The sequence below is a fragment of the Clostridium estertheticum genome (genome assembly GCF_018861295.1).
Lineage (GTDB): Bacteria > Bacillota > Clostridia > Clostridiales > Clostridiaceae > Clostridium_AD > Clostridium_AD estertheticum_D.
The window spans coordinates 92,517-118,341 of the sequence record NZ_JAHLDM010000008.1 but is presented as its reverse complement, the minus strand read 5'-3'; the positions used below and the strand labels follow the sequence as shown (position 1 = coordinate 118,341).

Sequence of the window (25,825 nt, the reverse complement as noted above, 5' to 3'; positions counted from 1 at the left end):
CCGACTTACTCGACAAATATAGGTGAAAACTTATTTAGGGGGTTTAAGCAATGGAAATGTTAAAAATTAGAAAATTTGTTTTGAGTGCTTCTCTTATTGGAGCATTACTTTTAGGAAGTGAAACGGTGACTTTTGCGAAGAACGTTAGCCTGGATTACAAGGAAACTTATGACGTTTCCCATATGACTCGTTCTGACATGCTGGAAATACCAAAGCAACAAAGCGGTACAAAATTTAAGGTGCCTCAATTCGATGCATCTACAATAAAAAATGTTCCTTCGGCAAAAGGTTACGATAAGAATGGTAATTTAGTAGATTTAGATGTATGGGATAGCTGGCCACTTCAAAATGGGGACGGAACAGTAGCAAATTATCATGGATACCATATACTTTTTGCTTTGGCTGGAGACCCTAAAAATGGAAGTGACACGTTTGTTCACTTGTTTTATCAAAAAATAGGCGATACATCTCTTGATAGCTGGAAAAGTGCGGGGAGAGTATTTAATGATAGTGATAAATTCGTTCCAAACGATCCTTTCCTAAAAAATCAAGCAGAAGAGTGGTCAGGTTCTGCGACATTAACACCGGATGGAAAAGTTCGCTTGTTTTATACAGATAGAGATAGCTGGGCATCAGATTCTGGTCATTATGGTAAACAAACCTTAACAACGGCTCAAGTCAATTTATCTGAGCCAGATGTTAACACGCTTAAGATTGATGGCGTAGAAGATTTAAAATCTATTTTTGATGGTGGAGACGGTACAATCTATCAAAATGTTCTACAAGGTATAACGCAGAATGATAATCATACATTAAGAGATCCTCATTATGTTGAAGACAAAGGTCATAAATATCTTGTCTTTGAAGCCAATACAGGAACAAAATATGGTTATCAAGGCGATGAATCTCTATTAAATAAAGTTTACTATGGCGGAAATGAAACTTTCTTCCAAACAGAAAAAGATAAACTATTACAAAGCCCTAAAAAACAACTTGCGTCTTTAGCAAATGGTGCACTAGGTATTATTGAATTGAACAATGATTATACTTTGAAAAAAGTAATGAAACCATTGATTACATCTAATACCATAACAGATGAGATCGAACGTGCTAATATATTTAAAATAAAAGATAACTGGTATTTATTTACAGATTCAAGAGGATCTAAAATGACTATTGATGGATTAGGCGATAAAGATGTATACATGTTAGGATATGTGTCAAATTCATTAACCGGCTCATACAAACCATTAAACGGAAGTGGACTTGTATTAAACATGAATCTTGACCCTTCTGACCTCACATTTTCATACTCTCACTTTGCGATACCACAACCTAAAGATAATAACGTGGTAATAACAAGTTACATAACAAATAGAGGTTTGTTTGCAGATCAACACGCTACCTTTGCGCCTAGCTTCTTACTGAACATAAAAGGATCAAAAACATCAGTTGTACCAAATAGCATCCTCTCACAAGGACAGATGACGATTGATTCCTCAAAAAGTAAAAAATAATATTAAACACTTGGATTAAAATAACATCAAAAAATTTTTTTAAGAGTGCCGATTAAATATCGGCACTTTTTTTACAGGTAAATTTTTACTTTCTTATGGATTAAGAGTATTTTAAAAACAAAAAAGTATAATTACCACAGCAGTCAGAACATCAACGAACAAAGTGGAGGTAGTTATTTGAAAAAAATAGAAATCAATAAAAAAGTATATAAAATATTAGCTACTTTAATAATCTGTTTGGGGATATTATTAATTATTTTCTTACTTTCCAATCATCAAAAGTCAACTTATCGTGCAATATACCATTTCACAACGCCTGACAAATGGATGAATGATCCACAAAAACCTATATTTTTTGATGGAAAGTACCACTACTATTATCTGTATAATGGCGATTACCCAAATGGCAATGGTACGGAATGGCGGCAGGCGACATCAGAGAATTTGGTTCAATGGAAAGATGAGGGTGTAGCTATTCCTAAATATACAAATAAAAATGGAGATATATGGTCGGGATCTGTCGTTATTGACAGCGGGAATACGGCAGGTTTTGGAACAAAAGCCATTGTGGCCATAGTAACACAGTCCTCCGCAAATGGTGGTCATCAGGAACAATTTCTTTGGTATAGTACGGACAAAGGAAAAACATTTAAAGCTTATAGTGACCAACCCATTATACCGAATTTAGGTTCAAAAGATTTTAGAGATCCGAAGATCATCTGGAACTCTCAGACTGACAAATGGATAATGCTCTTGGCAGAAGGTACAAAAATTGGTTTTTATGAGTCTGATAATCTGAAAAATTGGCACTATGCAAGTGGCTTCTCTACACAAAATATAGGTATTCTAGAATGTCCGGATCTCTTTATGATGCGGGCAAATGACGGGACGTACAAGTGGGTTCTAGGTGCCAGTGCCAATGGCAAATCTATAGGCAAACCCAATACTTATGCATATTGGATCGGCAATTACAATGGGAAAGAATTTGTCCCAGATAAAAGTGAGCCGTATTGGCTTGATTATGGTTTTGATTGGTATGCAGGCGTGACGTTTGAAAATGGCAACAGCAGTTATAAATTCACGAAACGTTATGCTTTAGCCTGGATGAATAACTGGGATTATCCAGACAATACTCCAACAATGAAGGATGGCTTCAATGGAACGGATTCGATTGTGCGCCAGATAAGCTTGAAGAAACAAGTGGATAATACGTATAGCCTGATCTCACAGCCAGTTGAAACATTGGATCGTCTGATAACGTCAACCGACCATTTTGATCAAATCCAAGTGAGTGGATCAAAAACACTGAAGGTCCAAGGCGAAGCGTATCAACTTGATGCGGATATAAGCTGGTCGGATGCCAAAAATGTAGGATTTAAGCTTCGAGAATCAGCGGATAAAAAGCGTCATATTGACATAGGGGTTTTCATTGAAGGCCAATACTCTTATGTCAATAGAACTTTTACAGAACAGCCCGATAAAAGTCAAAAATATGTTCAAAGCAGAGCGCCGTTTGATACAAACAAGGAGAAGGTTCATTTAAAGATTCTCGTTGATAAAACAAGTATAGAAGTATTTGTTGATGATGGTAAGATTACTTACTCAAGTGAAGTATTTCCTTATTTAAATGATAAAGGAATAACTCTTTTTTCTATTGGCGGTAAATCGGTCTTTCAAAATGTTGTAATCAAACACTTTCGTTCGATTTATAGGTAAAACGAGAAAAGTTGGTAAGCGTCAATTTTTTTTCACATATTTATCAGCAATTTAGCCTTTGCAACTAAAAATTTATACGTACATTATTATTGGTCATAACTATTAATACCTAAAGCACCATACCCTTGTTCATTTGTATAAATATCATATGTTTCATAAATCATACGTTTCATTGTATAATCCTGACAACCAAATAAAGAAAAATCGAAATTACTATATAATTGCTCAAAATTCTCAAATGCATATTTATCTAAAACTTGAACAGTTAATTTTTGACTTATTGAATTTGATAATGAACAATAGGTGAAAAATAACGTGCCTCTAAAATTAAGATGTACGAAAATATGTTTAAATTACATAAGTGGTAATAAGAAGACAATCATAAAAGGAGATGAAAAGATGGAATTTATTAGCTCAATTCTTAAATTTTTACTAACGCTTTTAGTAGCTTTTTTTCCTGTTCAAATTATTCTAAATCTTGTTAATGATACATTTAATATATTTACCCCTCTTCAGGAATTTATTAAGAAAAGTGGTAATGAAAAATTGATAAATAAATTTGTTTTTATTATATCGATAGCTTTATTTTTACTTATTAGTAACTATATTAATCTTAATGACGTCGAGTTTGGAATTTTAGCGGGAGTTTACTATGGAATAGTATTCACTATTTTGCCAAGAAAATAAAATTCAGGTGAGATAAAAAATATAGGTAATTAAATAGTTTACAATTTATTGTTATTCTCGACATTCTAATGACACATATAATTGTTATTGTTAATACATAGAAAGAAACTAGTAATTGATTTTTTAATTAGAGTCCCCCTTTAATTAAATATATATATAACTAGCAATGGACTGGTGTTATTTAGCCAGTCTATTTTATTTTTTTGTTTATATAATAATATATTTTTAGAGACTACCTTAATGGGTAGTTTTTTTAGTATGTTTCATATATTTAACGACATTTTAGAAGGAAAGTCCCCCACTTCTATAAGTGGTAGTTAACTACCTTATTAAAAACAAAACTTCAGTGGGAGTATGAATCTCCTTCTGAAGTCGTTAATCTGCAGCTCCGCAGGAGATGATTTCATAAAAAGAAAATAAGATTATTAAAAAAATATTGACAGATTAATGGAAAGGTAATATATTATCCTTATAGGTAACACGTTACCTATAAGGGGGATATATTAGAAGCACAAGAGAGGAAGTTAATTATGAGTAAGATTGAAAAGATGAGTGATACACAATATTTATTTGGTGTAATTTTTATAGTTGCTAACAGGGTAGATACTATGCTTGAAAGAGAATTCAAACGATTTGGTATTACAACAAAGCAATGGTTTCTATCAGTTATTATAGATAATTTATTTGATAAGCCACCTACAATGAAAGAAGTTGCAAAGGCGATGGGGAGTTCTCATCAGAATGTTAAACAGGTTGCTTTAAAGCTAGAACAAAAGGGATTGTTGATTTTACAAAAGGATAAAAGAGATGCACGTGTAACTAGACTTAAGTTATCAGAGAACAGTTTTGATTTTTGGACAAAGATTAGAGGGGAAGGTACATCATTTACTCAAGAATTGTTTAAAGATATAGATAAAGATGAATTAGAAGTAGCAAGAAGAGTAATGCAGAAAATACAGTTAAATATTAATAAGATGGATAATAAAAGTGAGGGGAGATTATTATGAGTATGGTTAGTAAAATTATTTTAGGTGTTATTTTTTTATTGGTATTGATTATTGTTGGTGCTGGTTTTTATATGACAAGAGGATTAAGTTCTGGCAAAAATATGATTATTAAACCCAGTGATGCTTCACAACTTAAAGATGGAGTTTATACAGGTAAATATAATGGGGGAAGATGGTCTAATGAAGTTAATGTTACTATAAAAGATAAAAAAGTAACCAAAATTGATGTTCTTAAAAGCGTGGTTTTTGAGAAATTAGAAGTATCTAGAGAACTGTTTAACAAAGTTATTAAAAAACAGGATACTAATGTTGATGTTATAAGTGGGGCTACAGTTACGAGTAAAGCATATCTCAAATCTATAGAAAATGCTTTAAAAAAATAGAAATTAAAATTGTACGGGGGAGTAGGTAATAGGTATGATAGATCAAGGGCTCTAGCAGATTGTGCTAGAGTCCTTTTTCATTGTAGATAAACCAAATTAAATATGGATAATAGCTATGTCATATATTTTTGAATAGTATCAATTACTATAGGAATACCTTTTTTAATTTTCTCCTCATTTACATTACTGATGCTTATTCTAAAATAATGATCATTTCTATTTTGTTCCAAAAAACATAAATTTGTATCTAACATCTTAATATTGTTATTTAATAGTGAGCTTATTATTTTATCATATTGTAGTGAACTATCTACATATATACAAGAAAAATATCCTGACTTAGGGATGTTCCATTTTATTTTAGAATGTTGAAGCAAAGATATAGTATTTTTTAAATAAGTCATTCTGTCACAGTATAGGGTGCTCATTTTGTTTCTATGTATATCAAACAGACCACTTTTTAAATAGATTTCAAGTGCTCCTTGAGATAGTATTGGACTATTCATATCTGTCCATTTTTTATAATTTAGGAAAGTACTTATTAGTAAGCTTGGCAATATGAGTGCGGCAACTCTTAGTCCAGGCATAAGAATTTTTGAATAACTTTTCAAGTAAATAACCTTTTCAGTAGTGTCATAAGTGAACAGGGGGTCATTTTTTTTATTTATGTCTAAATCGGAAACAATATCATCTTCAACAATATATACATTATATTTTTGCGCCATAGCTACAATAGATTCTTTTTCTTCTTTACTATAAGAAGTTCCAGTTGGGTTATGAAATCTAGGGACGGTATAAAAAAATTTAATATTGTTATACTTAAACATCTTTTCTAGTTCATATAAATCTATTCCGTTAAGCCCTCTTTCAATTCCTAATACGGGAACATTATTTAATTCTAAAATTTTTATAATTCCATAATAAGTAGGTTGCTCAACAAGAATGTTAGATTTACCATTTGGAAATGGCATAATTGACAATATGGTTAGTGCTTGTTGAGAACTGGATGTAATGACAATGTTGTCTGAACTTGTAAATACTTGATATTGTTGAAAGTGTTTTGATAATACATGTGTTAATGAATTCAATCCTCGTGGATTTGAGTAAGTAAATAAGGTTTTTTTGTACAAATCTATGGATTTATTCAAACAATGTTGAAAATCTTTATAAGGAAAGCTTTCAATATCTGGAACTCCTGATGAAAAATCAATAATAGTATTGTTAGAGGGATTAGTATTATGGAAATCCTCTAATAGGTAGTATCCACTTTTGGGATATGGGTAAACAATATTATCTTTTTCAAGTTTATCATAGGCTTTTAAAACTGTACCAATACTGCAATTAAATAGTTGGGATATAGTCCTAATAGAGGGTAATTTTTTTTTGTAGGTGAAATTTCCAGCTGAAATTCCATTATGAATATAGTCAATAATCTTTTCGTATTTTAACAATATAAGCAACTCCTTTAATTTTGTACTAGTACAGGTTGCGCTTTTATTTCTTGATAACTAAATTATACTATACTAATATGTAGATGTAATCAATTTGTGTAGGTATAGTGGAGACACTTGAGAAAAGATGAGGAGAAGTCAGTTATGAATAAACCAGAGCTTTTAGCTCCAGCGGGGAACTTAGAAAAACTTAAAACAGCTATAAATTTTGGCGCGGATGCTGTTTACCTTGGAGGAAGTAAACTGAATCTAAGAGCATTTGCAAACAATTTTAATATTGAAGAATTAAAAGAAGGACTAGAATTTGCACATTCTAGGGGGAAAAAAATTTATGTTACATTAAACATAATTCCTCACAATGATGATTTAGCAGAAATAGAAGATTATCTTAAAGAGTTATATGAAATTGGGGTTGATGCAATACTTGTTGCAGATCCAGGAATAATTGAAACTGCTAAAGCAGTAGTTCCAAATCTTGAGATACATTTAAGTACTCAAGCAAATTGTGTAAATTATAAATCTGCTTTATTTTGGCACAAATTAGGTGTTAAAAGAGTAGTAATGGCGAGAGAAATGAGTATAAATGATTTCAAAATTTTGAGAGAAAAACTTCCGAAAACCTGCGATATAGAAGCTTTTGTTCATGGATCAATGTGCATGGCATATTCAGGTAGATGTATGTTATCAAATTATTTAACAGGTAGAGATGCAAATAGAGGCGAATGTGCACAACCATGCAGATATAAATATCATCTGATAGAAGAAAATGAATCCGGAGAACGTCATGAAATTACTGATAATAACAATGGAATCTATATAATGAATTCAAAGGACTTATGTATGATAGAACATATTCCTGAACTTATGGAATCTGGAATTAACTCTCTTAAAATTGAAGGAAGGATGAAGAGTGTATATTATGTTGCATCTGTTGTAAAAGCCTATAGAGAAGCCATTGATAAATACATAGAAGATCCTAAAAAATATGTTTTTGATTCTAAATGGGCAGATTATCTTCTAAAGCCTAGTCACAGACCTTATACTACTGGCTTCTACTTTGATGAAGAGATAAAACAGAGTTATGAAAGCTCAGCATACATTCGCAATTATGACATTGTAGGTATTGTGAGAAACTATAACAAAGATTCTCATATAGCAACAATACAGCAAAAAAATAAAGCTTACAATGGTGATGCTGTTGAAGTTTTAGTTCCAAAGGGAGATAACAAGAACATTAAACTTAATAGCATGAAAAAAGAAAACGGAGAAACTATAGAGAGTGCGCCATCTGCACAAATGATTTTCACAATTGAATGTCATGAAGAACTTAAGGCAGATGATATAATTATTAAACTTAAGGAGGAAAAATAATGAAAAAATCACAAGTTATTAAACAAATTTTAGATGCAGGTGTTGTTGCAGTAATAAGAGCAGAATCCAAACAACAGGGTATTAAAATTATTGATGCAGTTATTAAGGGCGGAATAAAAGCCATTGAAATTACTATGACAGTTCCAGGTGCTATTGATATAATTAAAGAGTTGTCTGAACGTTATAATGCTGAAGAAGCCATTATAGGAGCAGGTACTGTACTTGATCCGGAGACAGCTAGAGCATGTATGCTCGCAGGGGCAGATTTTATAGTAAGTCCAAATTTAAATGTAGACACATTAAAAATTTGTAACAGATATGCAGTAGCTGTCGTGCCAGGAATAATGACAGTTAAAGAGGCAATAGAAGCTTTAGAATATGGTGTTGATATTATAAAAGTATTCCCAGGAAATGCATTTGGTCCATCAATAATTAGTTCATTTAATGGACCACTTCCCCAAGCAAACCTTATGCCAACTGGTGGAGTAAGCTTAAGTAATGTAGAGGATTGGATAAAGGCTGGAGCAGTAGCAGTAGGTACTGGTGGTGAATTGACTAAGGGAGCAAAAACTGGTGACTACGAGGCAGTAAAAGAAATGGCTGCTAAATTTGTTGCAAAAGTTAATAGTGCAAGAGGACTATAGGATTAAATTAATACTATAATAACGTATAAAATAATAAATGTTAATTGTTTTATCCACAGGGATTATAAAATGTTTCTGTGGATAAAACTCTATATATGGAGGTTTTGATATGATTTTTTCAAAGAAAGCAGAACAAATTTCACCATCAGTAACCCTAGATATTACTTCTAGAGCAAAAGAAATGAAAGCAGATGGAATTGACGTAATAATATTTGGTGCAGGTGAACCGGATTTTGATACACCTAAAAACATTCAAAATGCAGCTATAGAAGCAATTAAAAAAGGTTGTACAAAATATACAAAGGCATCAGGTATTGATGAATTAAAAACTTCAATATGTGGAAAATTTAGGCGAGATAACAATTTAATATACAATAAATCTCAAATTATCATTTCAACTGGAGCTAAACAATGTATAGCCAATGTATTTCAATCTATTCTAAATCCTTGCGATGAAGTTATTCTTTCTAAACCATATTGGGTTAGTTATCCTGAATTAATTAAACTATCAGATGGGGTACCGGTATATGCAGCTGCTAATGAGGAAAATGATTTTAAATATACAAGTGAAGCATTAAATGAAGTTTTGACGCCAAAAACTAAAGCAATTCTTATAAATAGTCCTAATAATCCTGTGGGTGCAGTATATAGTAGGGATGAGTTATTAATTATAGCAAATTTTGCAAAAGCTAACGATTTGATAATAATATCTGATGAAATATATGAAAAGTTTATTTATGATGATTTTAAATATACAAGCATAGCGAATTTAAATAATGGTGCATATAATAGAACTATTATAATACATGGTGTTTCTAAAACATATTCAATGACTGGTTGGAGAATTGGATATGCTGCCGCAAATGAGAAAATTATTAAATTAATGTCTAATATACAAAGCCATACTACAGCTAACCCTAATTCTATAGCGCAATATGCTGCAGTTGAGGCATTAAATGGAGATCAGACTTCAGTAAAACTAATGGTCAAAGAGTTCAAAATAAGAAGAGATTATATAGTTAAAAAAATAAACACTTCTAGTACGCTCTCATGCACAAAACCAACAGGAGCGTTTTATATTATGGTTAACATTTCTAAGATGTTTGGTAAAATAATTGATGGTACTAAAATTAATAATTCAATAGATTTTGCTAAGGTACTTCTTAATAAAGAAAAGGTAGCAGTTATCCCTGGAGATGGATTTGGTGTAAGTAATTATGTAAGACTTTCTTATGCTACATCTATGGAAAATATTAAAGAGGGAATTAAAAGATTAATGGATTTTTCCCAATATTAAGAGGTAATAACTATGAATGATTTACTTATATATTTTGACAATAATTTGTGTATGTGGTACGGTTAGTATATTCATCGGAGGGTATATAACTATATGCTGGATAAGATGGTTGGATAAAATCAACTGTCTTATCCAGCATTTTTTGTTTTTAGGAGGTTATATATTAATGCAGCAACATAACGATTTAACGAAGGGGAAGGTTATCCCCACACTATTAAAATTTGCATTTCCGTTTTTATTAGCAAGTTTGCTGCAAGCGCTCTATGGCGCAGCAGATTTGCTAGTTGTTGGTCAGTTTGATAATTCTGCACAAGTTTCTGCGGTGGCAACAGGGAGTCAGATTATGCAGACAATTACAGGAGTTATTCTTGGACTTACCACAGGCGGTACAATTATAATCGGCAACTATTTGGGTGCAAAGAAATATAAGGATATTGCAGAGTCAATTGGAACTATAATTTGTATATTTGCTATAATGGCTGCTGTTTTGACTGTAATTATGGTATTACTAACGGGTACTATTACAAGTTTAATGAATACACCAGCAGAGGCATTTAAATACACTAAACAATATATTTTCATATGTTCTTGTGGTATACCATTTATTATAGGCTATAATGCATTAAGTGGTATTCTACGAGGATTAGGTAATTCAAAAGCTCCATTATACTTTATAACAGTAGCTTGCGTAACTAATATTGTTGTAGATTTAGTATTAGTGGGTGTTTTACATATGGGTGCACCAGGAGCGGCGATTGCCACTATATTAGCTCAAGCTATAAGTTTCATAATTGGGGTCATGTATGTAAAAAAGGTAGGTTTTGTTTTTGAGTTCAATCGCAGTCATATTAAACTTGAATCAGGTAAAGCAAAGAGAGTATTTAAGTTAGGATTGCCAATAGCATTACAGGATGGTTTAATTAATGTTTCTTTTATAATAATTACAGCGGTTATTAATGTAATGGGGCTTACTGCTTCTGCATCTGTAGGTGTTGTAGAAAAAATAATTGTATTTACAATGCTTCCAACTATTGCGTTTGCTTCAGCAATTGCAGCAATGACAGCTCAGAACATGGGGGCAGGAAAGCAGGAAAGAGCGAAACAGTGTTTGTATATAGGAATGGGATGTTCATTAATTATAGGAATAATATGTTATATATATGTACAAATTAATCCAACGTCGCTGACAGCATTGTTTTCGAGGGATGTTGAGGTTATAAAAACAGCCGCACTATATTTGAAATCATACAGTATTGACTGCATTTTGGTATGTTTTGTATTTTGTATGAACTCGTTTTTTAGTGGCTGTGGCAATTCTTTATTTCCAATGATTCATAGTTTAATTGCTACTTTTTTTATTCGTATTCCGTTGTCCTTTGTATTAAGTAAAATGGCAGGTATCACTCTTTGTGAAATTGGGTTTGCATCGCCGCTTGCAACATTCGCATCACTTGTAATGTGTATAATATATCTGAGGTCCGGAAGATGGAAGAAGAATCAATTTATCCCCCAAACCTAAAGAAATCGTCGGAAGGTTAATTTCTATTCCGTTGACAATTATATTATTGGAGTATAAAATCGAAAGTAATTATATTAAGATACACCATAAGGGGGATTTTATTTATATGAAAAAGCAATCATTCTACTCTGCGCTGGATAAAGACAAGAGGTACATTTTAAATTGTTGCTTTTTTGTTTTTGCAGTCAATGGGCTGTATGCTATGATTTTAGGTTCGCTTTTGCCAATTATTAGTAGTGAATATGGTTTGAACAATACAATGAGCGGTCTTTTACTTTCAGCTCATCAAGTAGGTAACCTAATATCGGGATTTATTGCAGGTGTATTACCACTTTATTTAGGAAGAAAAAAAGCTATAATGTTTTTATGTAGTTTTGTTATTATGGGCTTTTTAATAATGATTTTGACAGGTAATCCAGTGTTACTCATTTTAGGATTTTTGTTTACTGGAATAAGCAGGGGGAGCATTTCTAATTTTAACAACACCGTTGTAAATGAGGTGTCCGGTAGTAGTTCAGCAGCACTTAATTTTTTACATAGCATTTTTGCAGTTGGAGCTTTGGCTGCTCCATTTTTAGTAATTCTATGTACAAATATGGCAGGTGATATTGGCTGGAAAATAGCCGCAATCGTTATTATTATTCTTGCAAGTATCTCTATTTATTTATTTTCAAAAATGAAAATAGAGGATACAGCAAAAAAAATGAAACAAGTCAAAGTATCTTATAAATTTATGAAAAATAAATTTTTTTGGATTACAGCGGGTATTATGTTTTTTTATTTATGTGCAGAGGCAACTATTAATGGGTGGTTGGTTAAATATTTTATAGATTCAAATATTATGACTATACAATATGCTCAAGTGCTTGCTTCACTGTTATGGATAGTCATACTTATTGGAAGGTTAACTTGTGCGTTCTTAGGGGACAAGGTATCTAAGAAAAAATTACTTCTAGTAACAAGTCTTGGGACTGTCGCATTTTATTTGTTGTTGTTATCGTCTCAGAATATAACAATTATAACAATAGCCATAATGGGATTAGGATTTTGTATGGCAGGCATATATCCTACAACAGTTTCAAGTGTCGGAAAAATTATTAAGGATTATCCTATGTCAATGGGAGTACTACTTATGGTTGGTGGTATTGGAGCTATTATAATGCCAATTATAACAGGAGCATTATCTGACGCTTTTGGGATTTTTGCTGGTATGAGTGCAATTATACTTGCGATTGTCTTGATGATAGTTTGTGTTGTCTTAAGTGTGACAAGCAGCAATGAAATTGCTTAGAGCGATTAATATAAGATTAGCATAATATGTGATTATAAATATAGACGATATGCGTATAGATTATTTATGTCGAATCATATATAATGATATCCTATTTAGTAATTTTTAATAATAAAAAATAGGGGGAATTATGATGCCATTAATAGGTAGAAAACATCTTGAAGATGTAGTAAAGAAACCAGTTAAAAGTTACTGGAACTTAAATGAACATACTAGTAAGGATATGAAAGAGTTAAGAAGCAACGACGGCGATCACTGGTATTACGTCAACACTAAGAGTAAAGAGAGCGTTCAAAAGGCAATAGAAGCTGTTAGAGAGTTATACATGTTGTCAGTGGTATACAAGGAAGAAGGTATTGCTATACTGGAAACCATGTTGAAAGTATTGAAATAAAATTGAATATATTAAAAAAAGAGGCTAATCTATAATTATTTTGGATTAGCCTCTTTTTATAATAAAAAATACTGTAATATAAAATTTTACAAATTGTATTGAAAAAGTAGAATAATACTGTATAATGGTAGGGGCTAAAGCTTATTGTTTAGCGTAAATAGAAAAGAGCAAAATTCATTTTTGTGAAAATTAAACGCTTCATAGAGTTTCTATGAAGTTTTTTGTGAATTAATGATATGAATATTTATAAATGCCACATTAAAAAAACGAGAGAAGAGGATTCAAATGGAAAGTTTAGTGCTTTTAATTATAGGAATACTTAAGATTACCATACTTGATTTAACATTATCTGGCGACAATATTGGAGTTATTGCTTTGGCAACAAAAAAATTACCACCTGCATATGCTAAAAAGGCGAGTTTGATTGGAATAACAGGAGCTATAGGATTAAGAATAGTATTTGCTTGTATTATAACTCTAATAATGAATATACAATGGTTACATATTAAATTAATTGGTGGTTTATTTTTAGTGAAAATCACATGGGATTTCATTAAACCAGAAGCTCAAGAAGACAACTGCACTGTGAAGAAAGCAGGGAAATTTTGGGAAGCTGTGGCTATAATTATTATTGCAGATATAAGTATGAGTCTTGATAATGTAATTGCAATAGCAAGTGCAGCAAATGGTAGTGTATTATTAATTATAGTTGGTATTTTGATAAATGTACCAATAATTTTTTTCGGAAGTCAAATTGTTGCAAATTTAATGAGAAAACATCCTATTGTTATATATTTGGGTGGTGGTATACTAGCCCATACTTCTCTTAAAATGATACTTGAGGATAACCTAACAACAAAATATATAGAGCTTGCACCAGCAGTTCTAACAATAATTCCATGGATTTTTGCTATTAGTATATTAGTTTATGGATTCCTAATAATCAAAAAATCAAAAATTGATTTGGGAACCAATCAATAAGCATAAAACCTACGTAAAACAATATAGAGAATTGGATAACTTTATTTCTTACAAAAAACAAAATAACAATACCATTTTAGAACGAAGCAATATGTAGTAATTTGTAAGAAAATGTGGTAATATGTTACTGGAATATATAAATTTTAATTTACAGTAGCAAAAGTTATTTTTGAAATGAGGATAATTATTATGGGTAGGAGTAGAAGTAGGCGAACTATGGTTTTAGGGTATTTTTCAATTGCTTGTTTATCATTAATTATAATATTATTTAGCATTTATAGTATGAATAAAGTATGCAGTGAATCTGATTTTATTATTAAAAAAATAATTCCGGCAAAAATCTTTTCAACGGAAATTCTAACGTCACTAATTAATCAAGAATCAGGTATTCGAGGTTATATGATTTCAGAAAATAAAGAATTTTTAGAACCCTATTATTTAGGAAATAAACAAGTACAAGGATATTATAATTCTTTGGATAACTTGAAGGATACAACACTTGGTGTTGATATTACAAATAAACTTAACCAGCAGATGAAGGCTATTCAAAATTTCTATAAACAACAAATTGAATTAGTCGATAATCGAAAATTAGTACAGGCTAAGCTTAATTTAAATCAAGGAAAAAAGTTAGTTGATAATTTTAAGGTTACTGATAATATACTAATAAGTCAGATTGATTTAGAGGTAAATAGCTCACGTAATAAAGTTGCAAATACTCAAATAATTCAGCAATGTTTATTGACCGTTCTGGGTTTTGTGCTTATTGTGGGTAATATTATATTTATTAATTATATTTCAAATTTCATGTATGAGGAAGTTAAGAAAAAAAATGAAGTGAATAAAGAATTGAATAAATTACTTATTTCACATGAAGAGTTTATTGCAAATATTTCTCATGAACTTAAAACACCACTAAATGTAATTTTTTCAGCCATACAATTATTTCAAATATATTGTGATAACGGTTCATTAGATGAGCGGCGGGAAACAATTGTTAAATATCTTGACTCAATGAAATTAAATTCATATAGGTTATCTAAACTTATAAATAATATAGTTGATTCATCAAAGATACAAGCAGGATTCTTTAATTTAAATTTATCAAATAATAATATTGTTGAAGTTGTGGAAGAAATAGTAATGTCTGTAACTAATATTACTGATATTAAAGGTATACGCATTATTTTTGATACGGATACGGAGGAAAAAATTGTTGCATGCGATACAGAGATGATACAAAGAATATTATTAAATCTTATATCAAATGCCATAAAATTTTCAAATGAAGGTGATGAAATACTTGTGGAGTTCAAGGATGAAGATGAATCCTTTCAAATTTCAGTCAAGGACAACGGCATAGGAATTGAAGAAAAGAACTTGAGTATGATTTTTGATAGATTTAAGCAGGTAGATAAATCCTTATCAAGAAATTCTGAAGGTACAGGTATTGGATTAAGTTTAGTTAAGTCCATTGTGGAATTGCATGGAGGCATTATATATGCTGAAAGTGAATTCGGAAAAGGAAGCAAATTTACAGTTGAACTTCCAGCTAGGAAGGTGACCCATGAGAATATGTTATATAATAGTAAAGGGAAAAGTGAAAATGAAAATATACGCGTGGAACTTTCAGATGTTTATTTGTAACTGAAAGTTAAATTTATGAATATAAAATGTACAATGCTTATTTTTAAAAAATTAAGATACAGGGGAAGTATTTGAAATTTTTTGGAGCATAGGACAAAATGAATAATACAAATCCCTCAATTGTTAAAGTTTTATTTTAAATAAAATATATGGTGTAGTTTAACGACTAGTACAAATGGGGGATTATAAAAATGACAGAGGTTAATTGTATCAAATTTAAGTGGGGCAGTATTTTTTTGATTATAGTAGTTGTCTTTAGTTTTGGTGGTTATAAACTCGTAAGAAATTCATCATTAAATAATAAAGCTAAACTAACACTCGTAAGTGCACAGGTAACAGAGAGTACGGTGATTACATTTCCAGATAAAAATTTGGAAAAAACGATAAGAGAGTATATACAATGCCCTACCGGAGATATTTTAAGGGATGATGTTGATAAGATAACAAACCTAAAAAATACTAAGGGTAAACATATTAAGAATCTTTCAGGCATAGAAAATCTGACTAATTTAGTATGTTTAGATTTAAGTAACAATCAAATTAGTAATTTAAAACCTTTGAAGGGATTGACAAATTTGACTAATTTGAATTTAGCATCTAATAAAATTAATAATATAGAACCCTTGATAGGGCTTATTGAATTGACTCATCTGAAGTTGGATGCTAACAAAATGAGTAATATAGAACCTTTAAAGGGACTTGGTGAATTGACTAATTTAGATTTAGCAGCAAACAAAATGAATAATATAGAGCATTTAAAGAGACTTACTAAATTGACAAATTTGAATTTGGCTGATAACCAAATGCGTGATATAGAACCTTTAAAAGGACTTACTAAATTGACAAATTTGAATTTAGCAGCAAATCAAATGAGTGACATAGAACCATTAAAGGGACTTACTAACCTAATCGATTTGAATTTAGCTGCGAATAAGATGATCAACATAGAACCTTTGAAGGGACTTACTAACTTGACTAGTTTGAATTTATCTGCGAATAAGATGAACGATATAGAACCTTTAAAAGGACTAACTAATTTGACTAAGTTGAATTTAGCAGCAAATCAAATGAGTGATATAGAACCTTTAAAGGGACTTACTAACTTGATTGATTTGTATTTAGACACAAATCAAATAAAAGATTATTCTCCAGGCAATACTAAGTATAAAGAACTGGAAATGCCTAGAGATGTGAATACAGTTATTACTCCTAAGCAAAATATAACAAGTGTCAGTAATCAGGTTGAAGCTAGTAAAGTTATAACATTTCCAGATGAAAATTTAGAAAAATTAATAAGAAATGCTATACAACAACCTACTGGAGATATTTTAAAGTCTGATGTTGATAAGATAACAAGTTTGCAAGATGCTAAAGATAAACATATCGCAAATCTTTCAGGGATTGAGAATCTGACTAATTTGACTTCATTAAATTTAAGTAATAATCAAATTACTAATATAGAACCTTTAAAAGTGTTGATTAATTTAACTGAGCTAAATGTAAGTATGAATCAAATCGGTGCTACAGATATGCAATCACTGCGAAATGCCTTGCCTAAATGGAATATTAAATAAGAAATAAGGGCTTTATTTATAACAGTATAATAAAATAAACACTTTGTGATATTATGGTTGTTTAAAATTACAAAATGTTATAATATGGGAGGTTATCCTATGTCAAGAAAAGAAAAAAACTTATCTCAAAGTGTTGCTGATGATATCCTTGCAATGATTACTATAGATAAAAAATTTGTTATTGGAGATAAACTACCAAATGAAAATGAACTATCGAAGCAACTAGGAGTAAGTAGAACTACACTTCGCGAAGGTATTCGTATTTTAGTAACTCACAATATACTTGAAATTAAGAGAGGCAAAGGAACGTATGTGACAAATCATGAGAAACTTAATGGGGATTTTGGATTAGAAGAGTTTTCTACAATTAAGATGAACGTTAAAGATTTATATGAAATGAGATTGATTTTTGAGCCTCAAACTGCTTATTATGCCGCAAAGAGGGCAACAGACAAGGAGCTTGCAAGAATACTGTATTATGGTAGATTAGAGGAAGATAAAATTCTAAATAAGCTTGATCGTACTGAGACGGAGCAAGCTTTTCATAAATCTATTGCAAAGGCAACTCATAATGAGTTTATGAATAAGTTAATGCCTATACTTTACAAAGCGATTGATAAGGGCGTGATTTTATCCTACGAAAATGAAACCATAATTTGCGATACGCTAAATGATCATCATATGATCATGGAGTTTTTAGAGGCCAGGGATGCAGAAGGTGCAAAAACAGCAATGAAACTTCATATTTTACACGCTATGAGGGGTCTTGGAATAAGTAATGAATAAAATAAATGTCAGTTCTTTGTTACATAAGAATTGTCATTTATTTTTTTATAAAACTATAGTAAATCATTGACAACAGACATCATACAACGTACAATAGAAACAAACAACTGTGGACTATAAATTATAAAGGTGGTAATGTTATGAGAAGTGATGTAGTAACAAAAGGAACAGGCAGAGCACCTCAACGTGCACTATTTAATGCTTTAGGTTTTACAAAAGAAGAAATGGAAAGGCCTCTTATAGGTATCGTTAGTTCAAAAAACGATATTGTACCAGGTCATATGAATTTAGATAAAATTGTAGAGGCTGTGAAAATTGGTGTAGCAATGAAAGGCGGTACTCCAATAGTTTTCCCTGCAATTGCAGTATGTGATGGAATTGCCATGGGTCATCAAGGTATGAAGTATTCACTAGCTACAAGAGATTTAATTGCTGATTCAACAGAGGCAATGGCTATGGCACATGCTTTCGATGCACTAGTAATGGTACCAAATTGTGATAAAAATGTACCAGGACTTTTAATGGCAGCAGCAAGAGTTAATGTACCAACTATTTTTGTAAGTGGAGGCCCTATGCTTGCAGGTAAAATTGATGGATGTAAAACAAGTTTTTCAAGCATTGCTGAGGCAGTTGGTGAGTTTAATGTTGGTAAAATTACTGAGGAAAAGTTAGAAGAATTTGAGAATAAGTGTTGTCCAACCTGTGGATCTTGTTCTGGTATGTATACTGCAAATAGCATGAATTGTTTAACGGAAGTTCTTGGAATGGGACTTGGCGGGAATGGAACTATTCCGGCGGTTTATTCTGAGAGAATTAGGCTTGCAAAACACGCTGGAATGAAAATTATGGAGCTACTGGGTAAAAACATAAGGCCGAGAGATATTATGACGGAAGGTGCATTTAAAAATGCTCTAACTATGGATATGGCTCTTGGATGCAGTACAAACAGTATGCTTCATTTACCAGCAATTGCTCATGAAGTAGGCATTGAGTTAAATGTGGATATGGCAAATGCAATTAGCGATAAAACACCTAATCTATGTCACCTTGCACCGGCAGGACATACCTATGTTGAGGATTTAAATGAGGCTGGTGGGGTTTATGCTGTTATGAATGAGATAAACAAATTGAATTTATTAAATACGGATTTGATTACATGCACGGGCAAAACTGTTGCAGAAAATATCAAAGAATGCGTAATAAAAGACACACAGGTGATTCGCACCATTACAAATCCTTATAGTACTACTGGTGGAATTGCTGTACTTAAGGGTAATCTTGCTCCAGATTCATGTGTTGTAAAACGGTCTGCAGTATCAAATGAAATGTTAAAACATGAAGGACCAGCAAGAGTGTTTGATTGTGAAGAGGATGCTTTGAGTGCTATCAATTCAGATGAGATTATTCCTGGAGATGTTATTGTAATTCGTTATGAAGGCCCTAAGGGCGGTCCTGGCATGAGAGAAATGCTTAATCCAACATCTGCAATTATGGGACGAGGACTTGGTAATAGTGTAGCACTTATAACAGATGGACGGTTTAGTGGTGCAACTAGGGGAGCTGCAATTGGACATGTTTCTCCTGAAGCTGCAGTTGGCGGAAATATTGCTTTAATTCACGAGGGGGATATTATATCAATAGATATTAATGCTAATTCTATTAATTTTAATGTTAGTGATGAAGAGCTTAAAATAAGAAGAGCAAACTGGAAACCAAGAAAACCTAGTATTACAACAGGTTACCTTGCTAGGTATGCTGCATTAGTGTCATCAGGTAATAAAGGTGCTATATTAGAAGTTCCAAAATATTAAATATAATAGCCTACATCTTAACATTAAGATGTAGGCTATTATATTTAATATTATTGTTTTTCATATCTAGATAATATATAATTGTAAGTGATTAAGCTAATTTTAAGAAAATAAGTTTTGTTTGGAAGGAGATTAGTATGAAAATAGATCAATCTAAAGAAAAAGGTACTTTGAAAGAGAAAAAGACTAATATGTTATTAGCTTCCTTTATGCTATTTGTCTTCCCGATAATAATTGTTGTTGTTGCGGTAGTCTTAGGAGGATATATAGGAAAATATATAGGAGCACCTATTCAAATTTCTAGAGTTTGCGGAGGAATCGTTGGTTTTATATTTGCAATTGTAGTTATTAAATTGTTTGATAAATCAGCGGCGATAGATGATAAAGAAGAAAAAATTTATTGGGAAGATTTATAGATATTAATCTTGTAAGTTTTTTAATTATTTAATATTTTAAATTAATCTGAGGGAGTGCTAACGATGATTGGGAAAAGGCTAAGGTTCGGAGATACTATTGGGCTAATTTCTCCTGCAAGTCCTGAAAATATAGAAGCAATAAAAAAGGCGATTTTATTTCTAAATAATCTAGGATTTAATGTAATAGAAGGGAAACATCTATATGATAGGTGGGGGTATCTTGCTGGTAAAGATAAAGACAGAGCATCCGATATTATGGAAATGTTTAAAAATAAAGCAGTAGACATGATACTTTGTGTTAGAGGCGGATATGGCTCAAGTAGATTACTACCATATCTAGATTATGATATTATAAAGAAAAATCCAAAGATATTTGCAGGTTTTAGTGATATAACGGTTTTTCTAAATGCTTTTTATGAAAAATGTGGGCTAACTACATTTCATAGCCCAATGGGTACTTCTAATTTAGAAGATGTGGTCACATTTAAAAGCTTTATGTTTACATTTATGGAAGGGTATAAACCATATACAATTAAAAATCCAGATGAATTTAAAATATCGTGCATAAACCCAGGCATAGTGAATGGTAACCTTATAGGCGGTAATTTGGGATTAATATGTAACTCGCTTGGGACTCCCTATGAAATTGATATGAGAGATAAGATACTTTTTATAGAAGAGGTTAATGAGGCACCTTATAGAGTTGACAGAATACTAACACAACTTTTATTATCAAATAAACTTAAGCAGTGTAAGGGGATTGTTTTAGGCCAATTTAAGGATTGTGACTTACCACATTATGAAAGAAGCCTTACACTAGAAGAAGTTCTTGAGGATAGATTATACAATTTAGACATACCTATGTTTTCTGGGTTTTGCTCAGGTCATGATTACCCTAAACTTACAATCCCAATTGGGGCTAGGGTCAGAATGGATGCAGAACTTGGAATCATAAATGTATTGGATGCTGTAGTAGAATAATATAAAAGCTTGTAAAATTAAAATTTTACAAGCTTTCATTATGGTAACTATTTTATTACTCTTTTACCTATTACAAAATTATCTTTGTAATATCCAGTTAATTGAGATATTTTTACAACATCACCTGGTTTCGGACAATGTATAAATTTATTGTTTCCAATATAAATTCCAATATGAGATACCTCAGAAGGTGAAGAAGTATTTGTTGTAAAGAAAACTAAATCGCCATTTTTAAGATTATCTATACTAATAGGCGTACCTACATTTATCTGATCCATGGTTACTCTAGGTATAGTTATACCATAGTGTTTATAAACATAAAGAACAAATCCTGAACAATCGAAGCCACCACTTATATATTTACCAGTAGTACTTAATTTTGCAGGAGTAGCACCGCCCCATAAGTACGGCGTACCTAAAAATGCATTAGCATAAGACACTATATTATTTCCAGTTGCGGTTGTAGTAGATTGTTGGCCATTTGATATGTAGTTTGGACTGCTTGATGCTTCATTAACCATACTTACATATGGTTTATATATGTATCCCCATTGACCAGAATATTTAATTTTATAGAAATTATTTTGAGTTCCATATATATCTACCTTTTGATTTGGTTTTAATGAACCGATAATAGTTGCATTACTATCCAAGGAAGCTGTTTTTCTTACATTTAAAAAATCAGATGCTATAATATTTCCAACACCAGTAGGTTTTGCAGGAGGTATTACAGCAGGTGTTGCGGTAGCTGTAGATGTAGGGGTACTTGTACTACTTGTTACCTTTACATATAAGGTACTTATATAACTTGTTTTTCCATTATAAATTATCTTATAAAATCCATTTAAGGTACCAAGTATTGTAACTTTGCTTCCGAGTGTAATAGATCCAGTCACGGGATAAGTGGAACCAGCTCCAGACCTTACATTTAATGTTGTCGCTGTTATTTGACCATATTTTTCAGTGGTAATAGGAGTGCTTTTTACTAGATTTACGTATGAGCTTCCTATGTAACCAGTTTTTCCACCATAATTTATTATATAAAAATCTCCAGATTTTCCGAGAGTAGTTACTTTTGTGTTTTTTGAAAGATAACCTGTAATGTTAGATAAAAGTGAAGGTTTTTGTCTAACACGTAATGATGATGTATTTACAGCACCGGTGTCGGCAATTGCAATTTGGGAACTTACTATAGACAATAGCATTACTATAAAAACTATTCTTTTTTTCATATGTTTGCCTCCAATATTTCATTTAATAGGTCTATTTCACTTTAATACGAAACATGAGATAGTTACGTTTATATATCCACCACCTTTATTTTGAGTCTTATTTAATCCTAACTCAAAAAATCCCATGGGAAATATTATGAAGTCGTATTTAAATAGTATATCACTTGTACTATGAAAAATGTTATTATTATAAAAAAAATGTCGTTATTTGTTGTGCAACATGATATATATCAATACTGAAAAGGCATTAAGTAGAACTAAGAAACAAATTAGTTGTAAATTCAATATTAATACAAGATGTACCATCTAATTATTGATTTTGTAATGTAATAAGTATAATATATAAATAAAATATAGATTATAAATCACATATTTATATAACAAGTAAGAATAATTTTTGAGTCTATGTGTAATTTTAAAATATGGGAAGAACATATATGGGGGGTGAAAAAGTGGAGAAATATTCTGCATTAACTCCAATAGAAGTTGCGGAGATACTTAAAATATCAAAGAACACAGTTTATGAATTGGTAAAAAGAGGAGAGCTTAATTCATATAAGGTTGGCAACAAATTAAGAATAGAGATGAAGGATATTGAAGAATATAAAAATAAGTCTAAAAGGCTTCAAAATACTAAACAAAGTAATGATGAAGGAATTAATTCTTATAATTCAATTGAGAGCCCATATGGATTAGAAAAAATTCAAAAAAGTTATGGCTTTGTTATATGTGGTCAGGATATTATGCTAGATATATTAGCAAGACATTTACAACAACACACTAAAGGGTTTCAGGCACTTAGATCTTATATTGGTAGTTATGATGGATTGTATGCACTTTATCATGGTAATGTTCAAATTGCTACGGCTCATTTATGGGATGGTGAAACAGGGCAGTATAATGTACCTTATGTAAAAAAAATGCTTCCTGGAATACCTACAATAATAGTTCATATTGCTAATAGGATGCAAGGATTTTATGTTCAAAAGGGTAATCCTAAAGAGGTAAAAGGATGGGAAGATTTAAAACGATCAGAAATTATTATAATAAACCGAGAGGTAGGCAGTGGGACAAGAATATTATTAGATGAACATTTAAAAAAGCTTGGAATAGATGGTAATAATATATCCGGTTACGATAGAGAATGTTTTTCACATCTTGCAGTAGCAAGCACTGTTGCAAGAGGCGGAGCTGATATAGCTATTGGGAATGAAAAAGTTTGCCAGCAGGTAAATGAAATTGATTTTATTCCATTACAAACTGAAAGTTATGAACTTGTAATTAAAAAAGAGGATATTGATAAACCTCATTTTCGGGCTGTACTTCAAATTATTAGGTCAAAGGAGTTTAAACTCGAACTAGAAGGTATTGGTGGATATGACCTAAAAGATATTGGGGTTATAACTGCAGAGACCTAATGAACTAAAAAAATGATTTAGCTTATATGCTAAATCATTTTTTTAGTTCATTATAAATTATTTATAAATATTAGTTGAAATATTCAGTGAATTAAGATACAATAAAAAACAATAAACACAACGTAACATAACAAAACATAACAGAACACAATAGAAAATATATTTATAGGGGGAAGAAAATGAAAAAAAGAGTACGTTTTGTATTAACTATGTTCCTAGTTACATTTACATTGGCAATGACGGGGTGCACTCAAAAGGCTAAAACAGCTGAAACACCAGCGAAAGCAACTGCTCAAAAATCAGTTACACTTACAATTTCAGCTGCTGCAAGCTTAACAGAGGCCATGGGGGAAATAAAAACATTTTATAAAAAGGAAAAACCAAATGTTACAATAAATTATAACTTTGGTTCTTCAGGAATTTTACAACAACAAATAGAACAAGGCGCTAGTGCTGATTTATTCTTTTCAGCAGCTACGAAACAGATGACTGCACTTGAGAAAAAAGGGTTGCTGATTGATTCTACCAAAGTTAATCTATTAGGAAATACTGTAGTGCTTATAACTAAGAATGATTCTACAGCGAGTATTAAGGAGTTCAAAGATTTGGAAAACAGTAATAACAAGAAAATTGCTTTGGGAGAACCTAAAACTGTTCCTGTAGGACAATACTCAGAGGAAATATTGACATCTTTAAAAATTCTTGATAAAGTAAAAGCAAAGGCCGTTTACGCAAAAGATGTTAAAGAAGTTTTATCTTGGGTGGAATCAGGAGATGCAGATGCCGGAATTGTATATGGCAGCGATGCTAAGACTTCTAAAAAGGTAAAGGTAATAGCTGTTGCTGGCAAGGAATTATACAAAAAACCAGTGGTATATCCAGTAGCTGTAATTAAAGCTAGCAAAAATATAGATGATACTAAAGCGTTTTTAAAATATTTATCTAGTGATAAAGCAAAAGCGGTGTTTGTTAAATATGGTTTTAGTTTTCTTGTAAAATAGGATAGGAGTTGGAATGTATGTCAGAATATTCACCATTATGGATTTCTATAAAAACCTCTATTACAGCTACTTTTATAGTGTTTTTCATTGGAATCGCAGCGGCTTGGTTTATGGCTAGCTATAAAGGACGCGCTAGAGGGATATTAGATGGGATTTTGACATTACCAATGGTACTTCCTCCAACGGTTGTAGGGTTTATATTACTTATGATTATAGGAAAAAATTTCCCTATAGGAAAGTTGTTAAGTAGATTTGGAATTAATATAATATTCACATGGTATGCTACAGTTATAGCTGCAACTGTAGTTGCCTTTCCTTTAATGTATAGGACCTGCGTTGGTGCTTTTAGGCAAATTGATGTTAATGTTATTAATGCAGCTAGGACCCTTGGAGTATCCGAGCAAAGAATTTTTTGGAAGGTAGCTGTACCACTAGCTTGGCCAGGAATTGCGGCAGGTACAGTCTTGTCATTTGCAAGGGCACTTGGAGAATTTGGAGCAACTATAATGATTGCTGGAAGTATTCCTGGTAAAACGCAAACAATACCAATTGCAATATATTTTGCTGAGGTAGCAGGAGAAACTGGCAATGCCATTAAATGGGTTATATTAATATTTATAATATCTTTAACAGTAATGGTTGCTAGTGATAAATGGGCTGAGAAGCAAATGTTTATAGTATCATCTGCTAGGAGAAAATAA

At 31.5% G+C, this 25,825-nt stretch carries 23 protein-coding genes; 21 read left to right on the top strand and 2 right to left on the bottom strand.

Features of this window, described 5'->3' with window-relative positions; translation table 11 throughout:
- Nucleotides 1–50 precede the first annotated feature (50 nt).
- From KPL54_RS10265 to KPL54_RS10245, 5 genes are all read left to right on the top strand, one after another.
- A complete protein-coding gene (locus KPL54_RS10265; RefSeq protein WP_216106487.1) occupies nucleotides 51–1,517 on the top strand; it encodes a glycoside hydrolase family 68 protein in 1,467 nt (488 codons plus the stop codon).
- 177 nt (nucleotides 1,518–1,694) lie between these two features.
- Nucleotides 1,695–3,233: a glycoside hydrolase family 32 protein gene (locus KPL54_RS10260; protein WP_216106486.1), complete on the top strand. Its 1,539-nt coding sequence runs from the start codon at nucleotides 1,695–1,697 to the stop codon at nucleotides 3,231–3,233.
- A 399-nt stretch (nucleotides 3,234–3,632) separates the two neighbouring features.
- A complete protein-coding gene (locus KPL54_RS10255; protein WP_216106485.1) occupies nucleotides 3,633–3,920 on the top strand; it encodes a hypothetical protein in 288 nt (95 codons plus the stop codon).
- A gap of 530 nt (nucleotides 3,921–4,450) precedes the next feature.
- The gene (locus KPL54_RS10250) at nucleotides 4,451–4,927 is read left to right on the top strand and encodes a MarR family winged helix-turn-helix transcriptional regulator (RefSeq protein ID WP_216106484.1); all 477 of its coding nucleotides are present in this window, start codon (nucleotides 4,451–4,453) and stop codon (nucleotides 4,925–4,927) included.
- Nucleotides 4,924–5,310 (top strand): FMN-binding protein, encoded by a 387-nt coding sequence (locus tag KPL54_RS10245; protein WP_216106483.1) that lies wholly within the window; start codon nucleotides 4,924–4,926, stop codon nucleotides 5,308–5,310. Before KPL54_RS10250 ends, KPL54_RS10245 begins: the two co-directional genes overlap by 4 nt.
- 113 nt (nucleotides 5,311–5,423) lie before the next feature.
- Here the strand turns inward: KPL54_RS10245 and KPL54_RS10240 are convergent, their stop codons facing one another.
- A complete protein-coding gene (locus tag KPL54_RS10240; protein ID WP_216106482.1) occupies nucleotides 5,424–6,761 on the bottom strand; it encodes an aminotransferase-like domain-containing protein in 1,338 nt (445 codons plus the stop codon).
- Nucleotides 6,762–6,905: 144 nt separating this feature from the next.
- Between KPL54_RS10240 and KPL54_RS10235 the strand changes: the two genes are divergently transcribed.
- The 13 genes from KPL54_RS10235 (at nucleotide 6,906) to KPL54_RS10175 (ending at nucleotide 21,473) form a co-directional block, all read left to right on the top strand.
- Nucleotides 6,906–8,132 carry a peptidase U32 family protein gene (locus KPL54_RS10235; protein ID WP_216106481.1) on the top strand — a complete coding sequence of 409 codons (1,227 nt, stop codon included), beginning with the start codon at nucleotides 6,906–6,908 and terminating at the stop codon, nucleotides 8,130–8,132.
- A complete protein-coding gene (locus KPL54_RS10230; protein ID WP_216106480.1) occupies nucleotides 8,132–8,776 on the top strand; it encodes a bifunctional 4-hydroxy-2-oxoglutarate aldolase/2-dehydro-3-deoxy-phosphogluconate aldolase in 645 nt (214 codons plus the stop codon). Before KPL54_RS10235 ends, KPL54_RS10230 begins: the two co-directional genes overlap by 1 nt.
- A gap of 109 nt (nucleotides 8,777–8,885) precedes the next feature.
- Entirely contained in the window at nucleotides 8,886–10,073 is a 1,188-nt protein-coding gene (locus KPL54_RS10225) for a pyridoxal phosphate-dependent aminotransferase (RefSeq protein WP_216106479.1), read from the top strand.
- 166 nt (nucleotides 10,074–10,239) lie between these two features.
- Nucleotides 10,240–11,592 (top strand): MATE family efflux transporter, encoded by a 1,353-nt coding sequence (locus KPL54_RS10220; RefSeq protein ID WP_216106478.1) that lies wholly within the window; start codon nucleotides 10,240–10,242, stop codon nucleotides 11,590–11,592.
- Between the two features lie 106 nt (nucleotides 11,593–11,698).
- Nucleotides 11,699–12,883 (top strand): MFS transporter, encoded by a 1,185-nt coding sequence (locus tag KPL54_RS10215; protein WP_216106477.1) that lies wholly within the window; start codon nucleotides 11,699–11,701, stop codon nucleotides 12,881–12,883.
- Between the two features lie 130 nt (nucleotides 12,884–13,013).
- Complete coding sequence (locus KPL54_RS10210; RefSeq protein WP_216106476.1) at nucleotides 13,014–13,277, top strand: hypothetical protein; 264 nt, start codon at nucleotides 13,014–13,016, stop codon at nucleotides 13,275–13,277.
- A gap of 285 nt (nucleotides 13,278–13,562) precedes the next feature.
- Entirely contained in the window at nucleotides 13,563–14,258 is a 696-nt protein-coding gene (locus KPL54_RS10205) for a YjbE family putative metal transport protein (protein WP_216106475.1), read from the top strand.
- A gap of 189 nt (nucleotides 14,259–14,447) precedes the next feature.
- Nucleotides 14,448–15,905 carry a sensor histidine kinase gene (locus tag KPL54_RS10200; RefSeq protein WP_253203422.1) on the top strand — a complete coding sequence of 486 codons (1,458 nt, stop codon included), beginning with the start codon at nucleotides 14,448–14,450 and terminating at the stop codon, nucleotides 15,903–15,905.
- Between the two features lie 191 nt (nucleotides 15,906–16,096).
- Complete coding sequence (locus KPL54_RS10195) at nucleotides 16,097–17,479, top strand: leucine-rich repeat domain-containing protein (protein WP_216106474.1); 1,383 nt, start codon at nucleotides 16,097–16,099, stop codon at nucleotides 17,477–17,479.
- A gap of 99 nt (nucleotides 17,480–17,578) precedes the next feature.
- Nucleotides 17,579–18,265 carry a FadR/GntR family transcriptional regulator gene (locus KPL54_RS10190; protein WP_171295498.1) on the top strand — a complete coding sequence of 229 codons (687 nt, stop codon included), beginning with the start codon at nucleotides 17,579–17,581 and terminating at the stop codon, nucleotides 18,263–18,265.
- Between the two features lie 140 nt (nucleotides 18,266–18,405).
- On the top strand, nucleotides 18,406–20,076 hold the full coding sequence (gene ilvD / locus KPL54_RS10185) for a dihydroxy-acid dehydratase (protein ID WP_216106473.1): 1,671 nt from the start codon (nucleotides 18,406–18,408) through the stop codon (nucleotides 20,074–20,076).
- Nucleotides 20,077–20,213: 137 nt separating this feature from the next.
- Nucleotides 20,214–20,492 (top strand): SoxR reducing system RseC family protein, encoded by a 279-nt coding sequence (locus tag KPL54_RS10180; RefSeq protein ID WP_216106472.1) that lies wholly within the window; start codon nucleotides 20,214–20,216, stop codon nucleotides 20,490–20,492.
- Nucleotides 20,493–20,555: 63 nt separating this feature from the next.
- Nucleotides 20,556–21,473, top strand: a complete 918-nt coding sequence (locus KPL54_RS10175) for a S66 peptidase family protein (protein WP_216106471.1) — start codon at nucleotides 20,556–20,558, stop codon at nucleotides 21,471–21,473.
- A 47-nt stretch (nucleotides 21,474–21,520) separates the two neighbouring features.
- Here KPL54_RS10175 and KPL54_RS10170 read toward each other — a convergent pair whose 3' ends face one another.
- Nucleotides 21,521–22,705 carry an SH3 domain-containing protein gene (locus tag KPL54_RS10170; protein WP_216106470.1) on the bottom strand — a complete coding sequence of 395 codons (1,185 nt, stop codon included), beginning with the start codon at nucleotides 22,703–22,705 and terminating at the stop codon, nucleotides 21,521–21,523.
- Nucleotides 22,706–23,157: 452 nt separating this feature from the next.
- On the opposite strand from KPL54_RS10170, the gene KPL54_RS10165 reads away from it, so the two are divergent.
- The 3 genes from KPL54_RS10165 (at nucleotide 23,158) to modB (ending at nucleotide 25,825) form a co-directional block, all read left to right on the top strand.
- On the top strand, nucleotides 23,158–24,123 hold the full coding sequence (locus KPL54_RS10165) for a substrate-binding domain-containing protein (RefSeq protein WP_216106469.1): 966 nt from the start codon (nucleotides 23,158–23,160) through the stop codon (nucleotides 24,121–24,123).
- A 179-nt stretch (nucleotides 24,124–24,302) separates the two neighbouring features.
- A complete protein-coding gene (gene modA / locus KPL54_RS10160; protein WP_216106468.1) occupies nucleotides 24,303–25,124 on the top strand; it encodes a molybdate ABC transporter substrate-binding protein in 822 nt (273 codons plus the stop codon).
- A 17-nt stretch (nucleotides 25,125–25,141) separates the two neighbouring features.
- The gene (gene modB / locus KPL54_RS10155; protein ID WP_216106467.1) at nucleotides 25,142–25,825 is read left to right on the top strand and encodes a molybdate ABC transporter permease subunit; all 684 of its coding nucleotides are present in this window, start codon (nucleotides 25,142–25,144) and stop codon (nucleotides 25,823–25,825) included.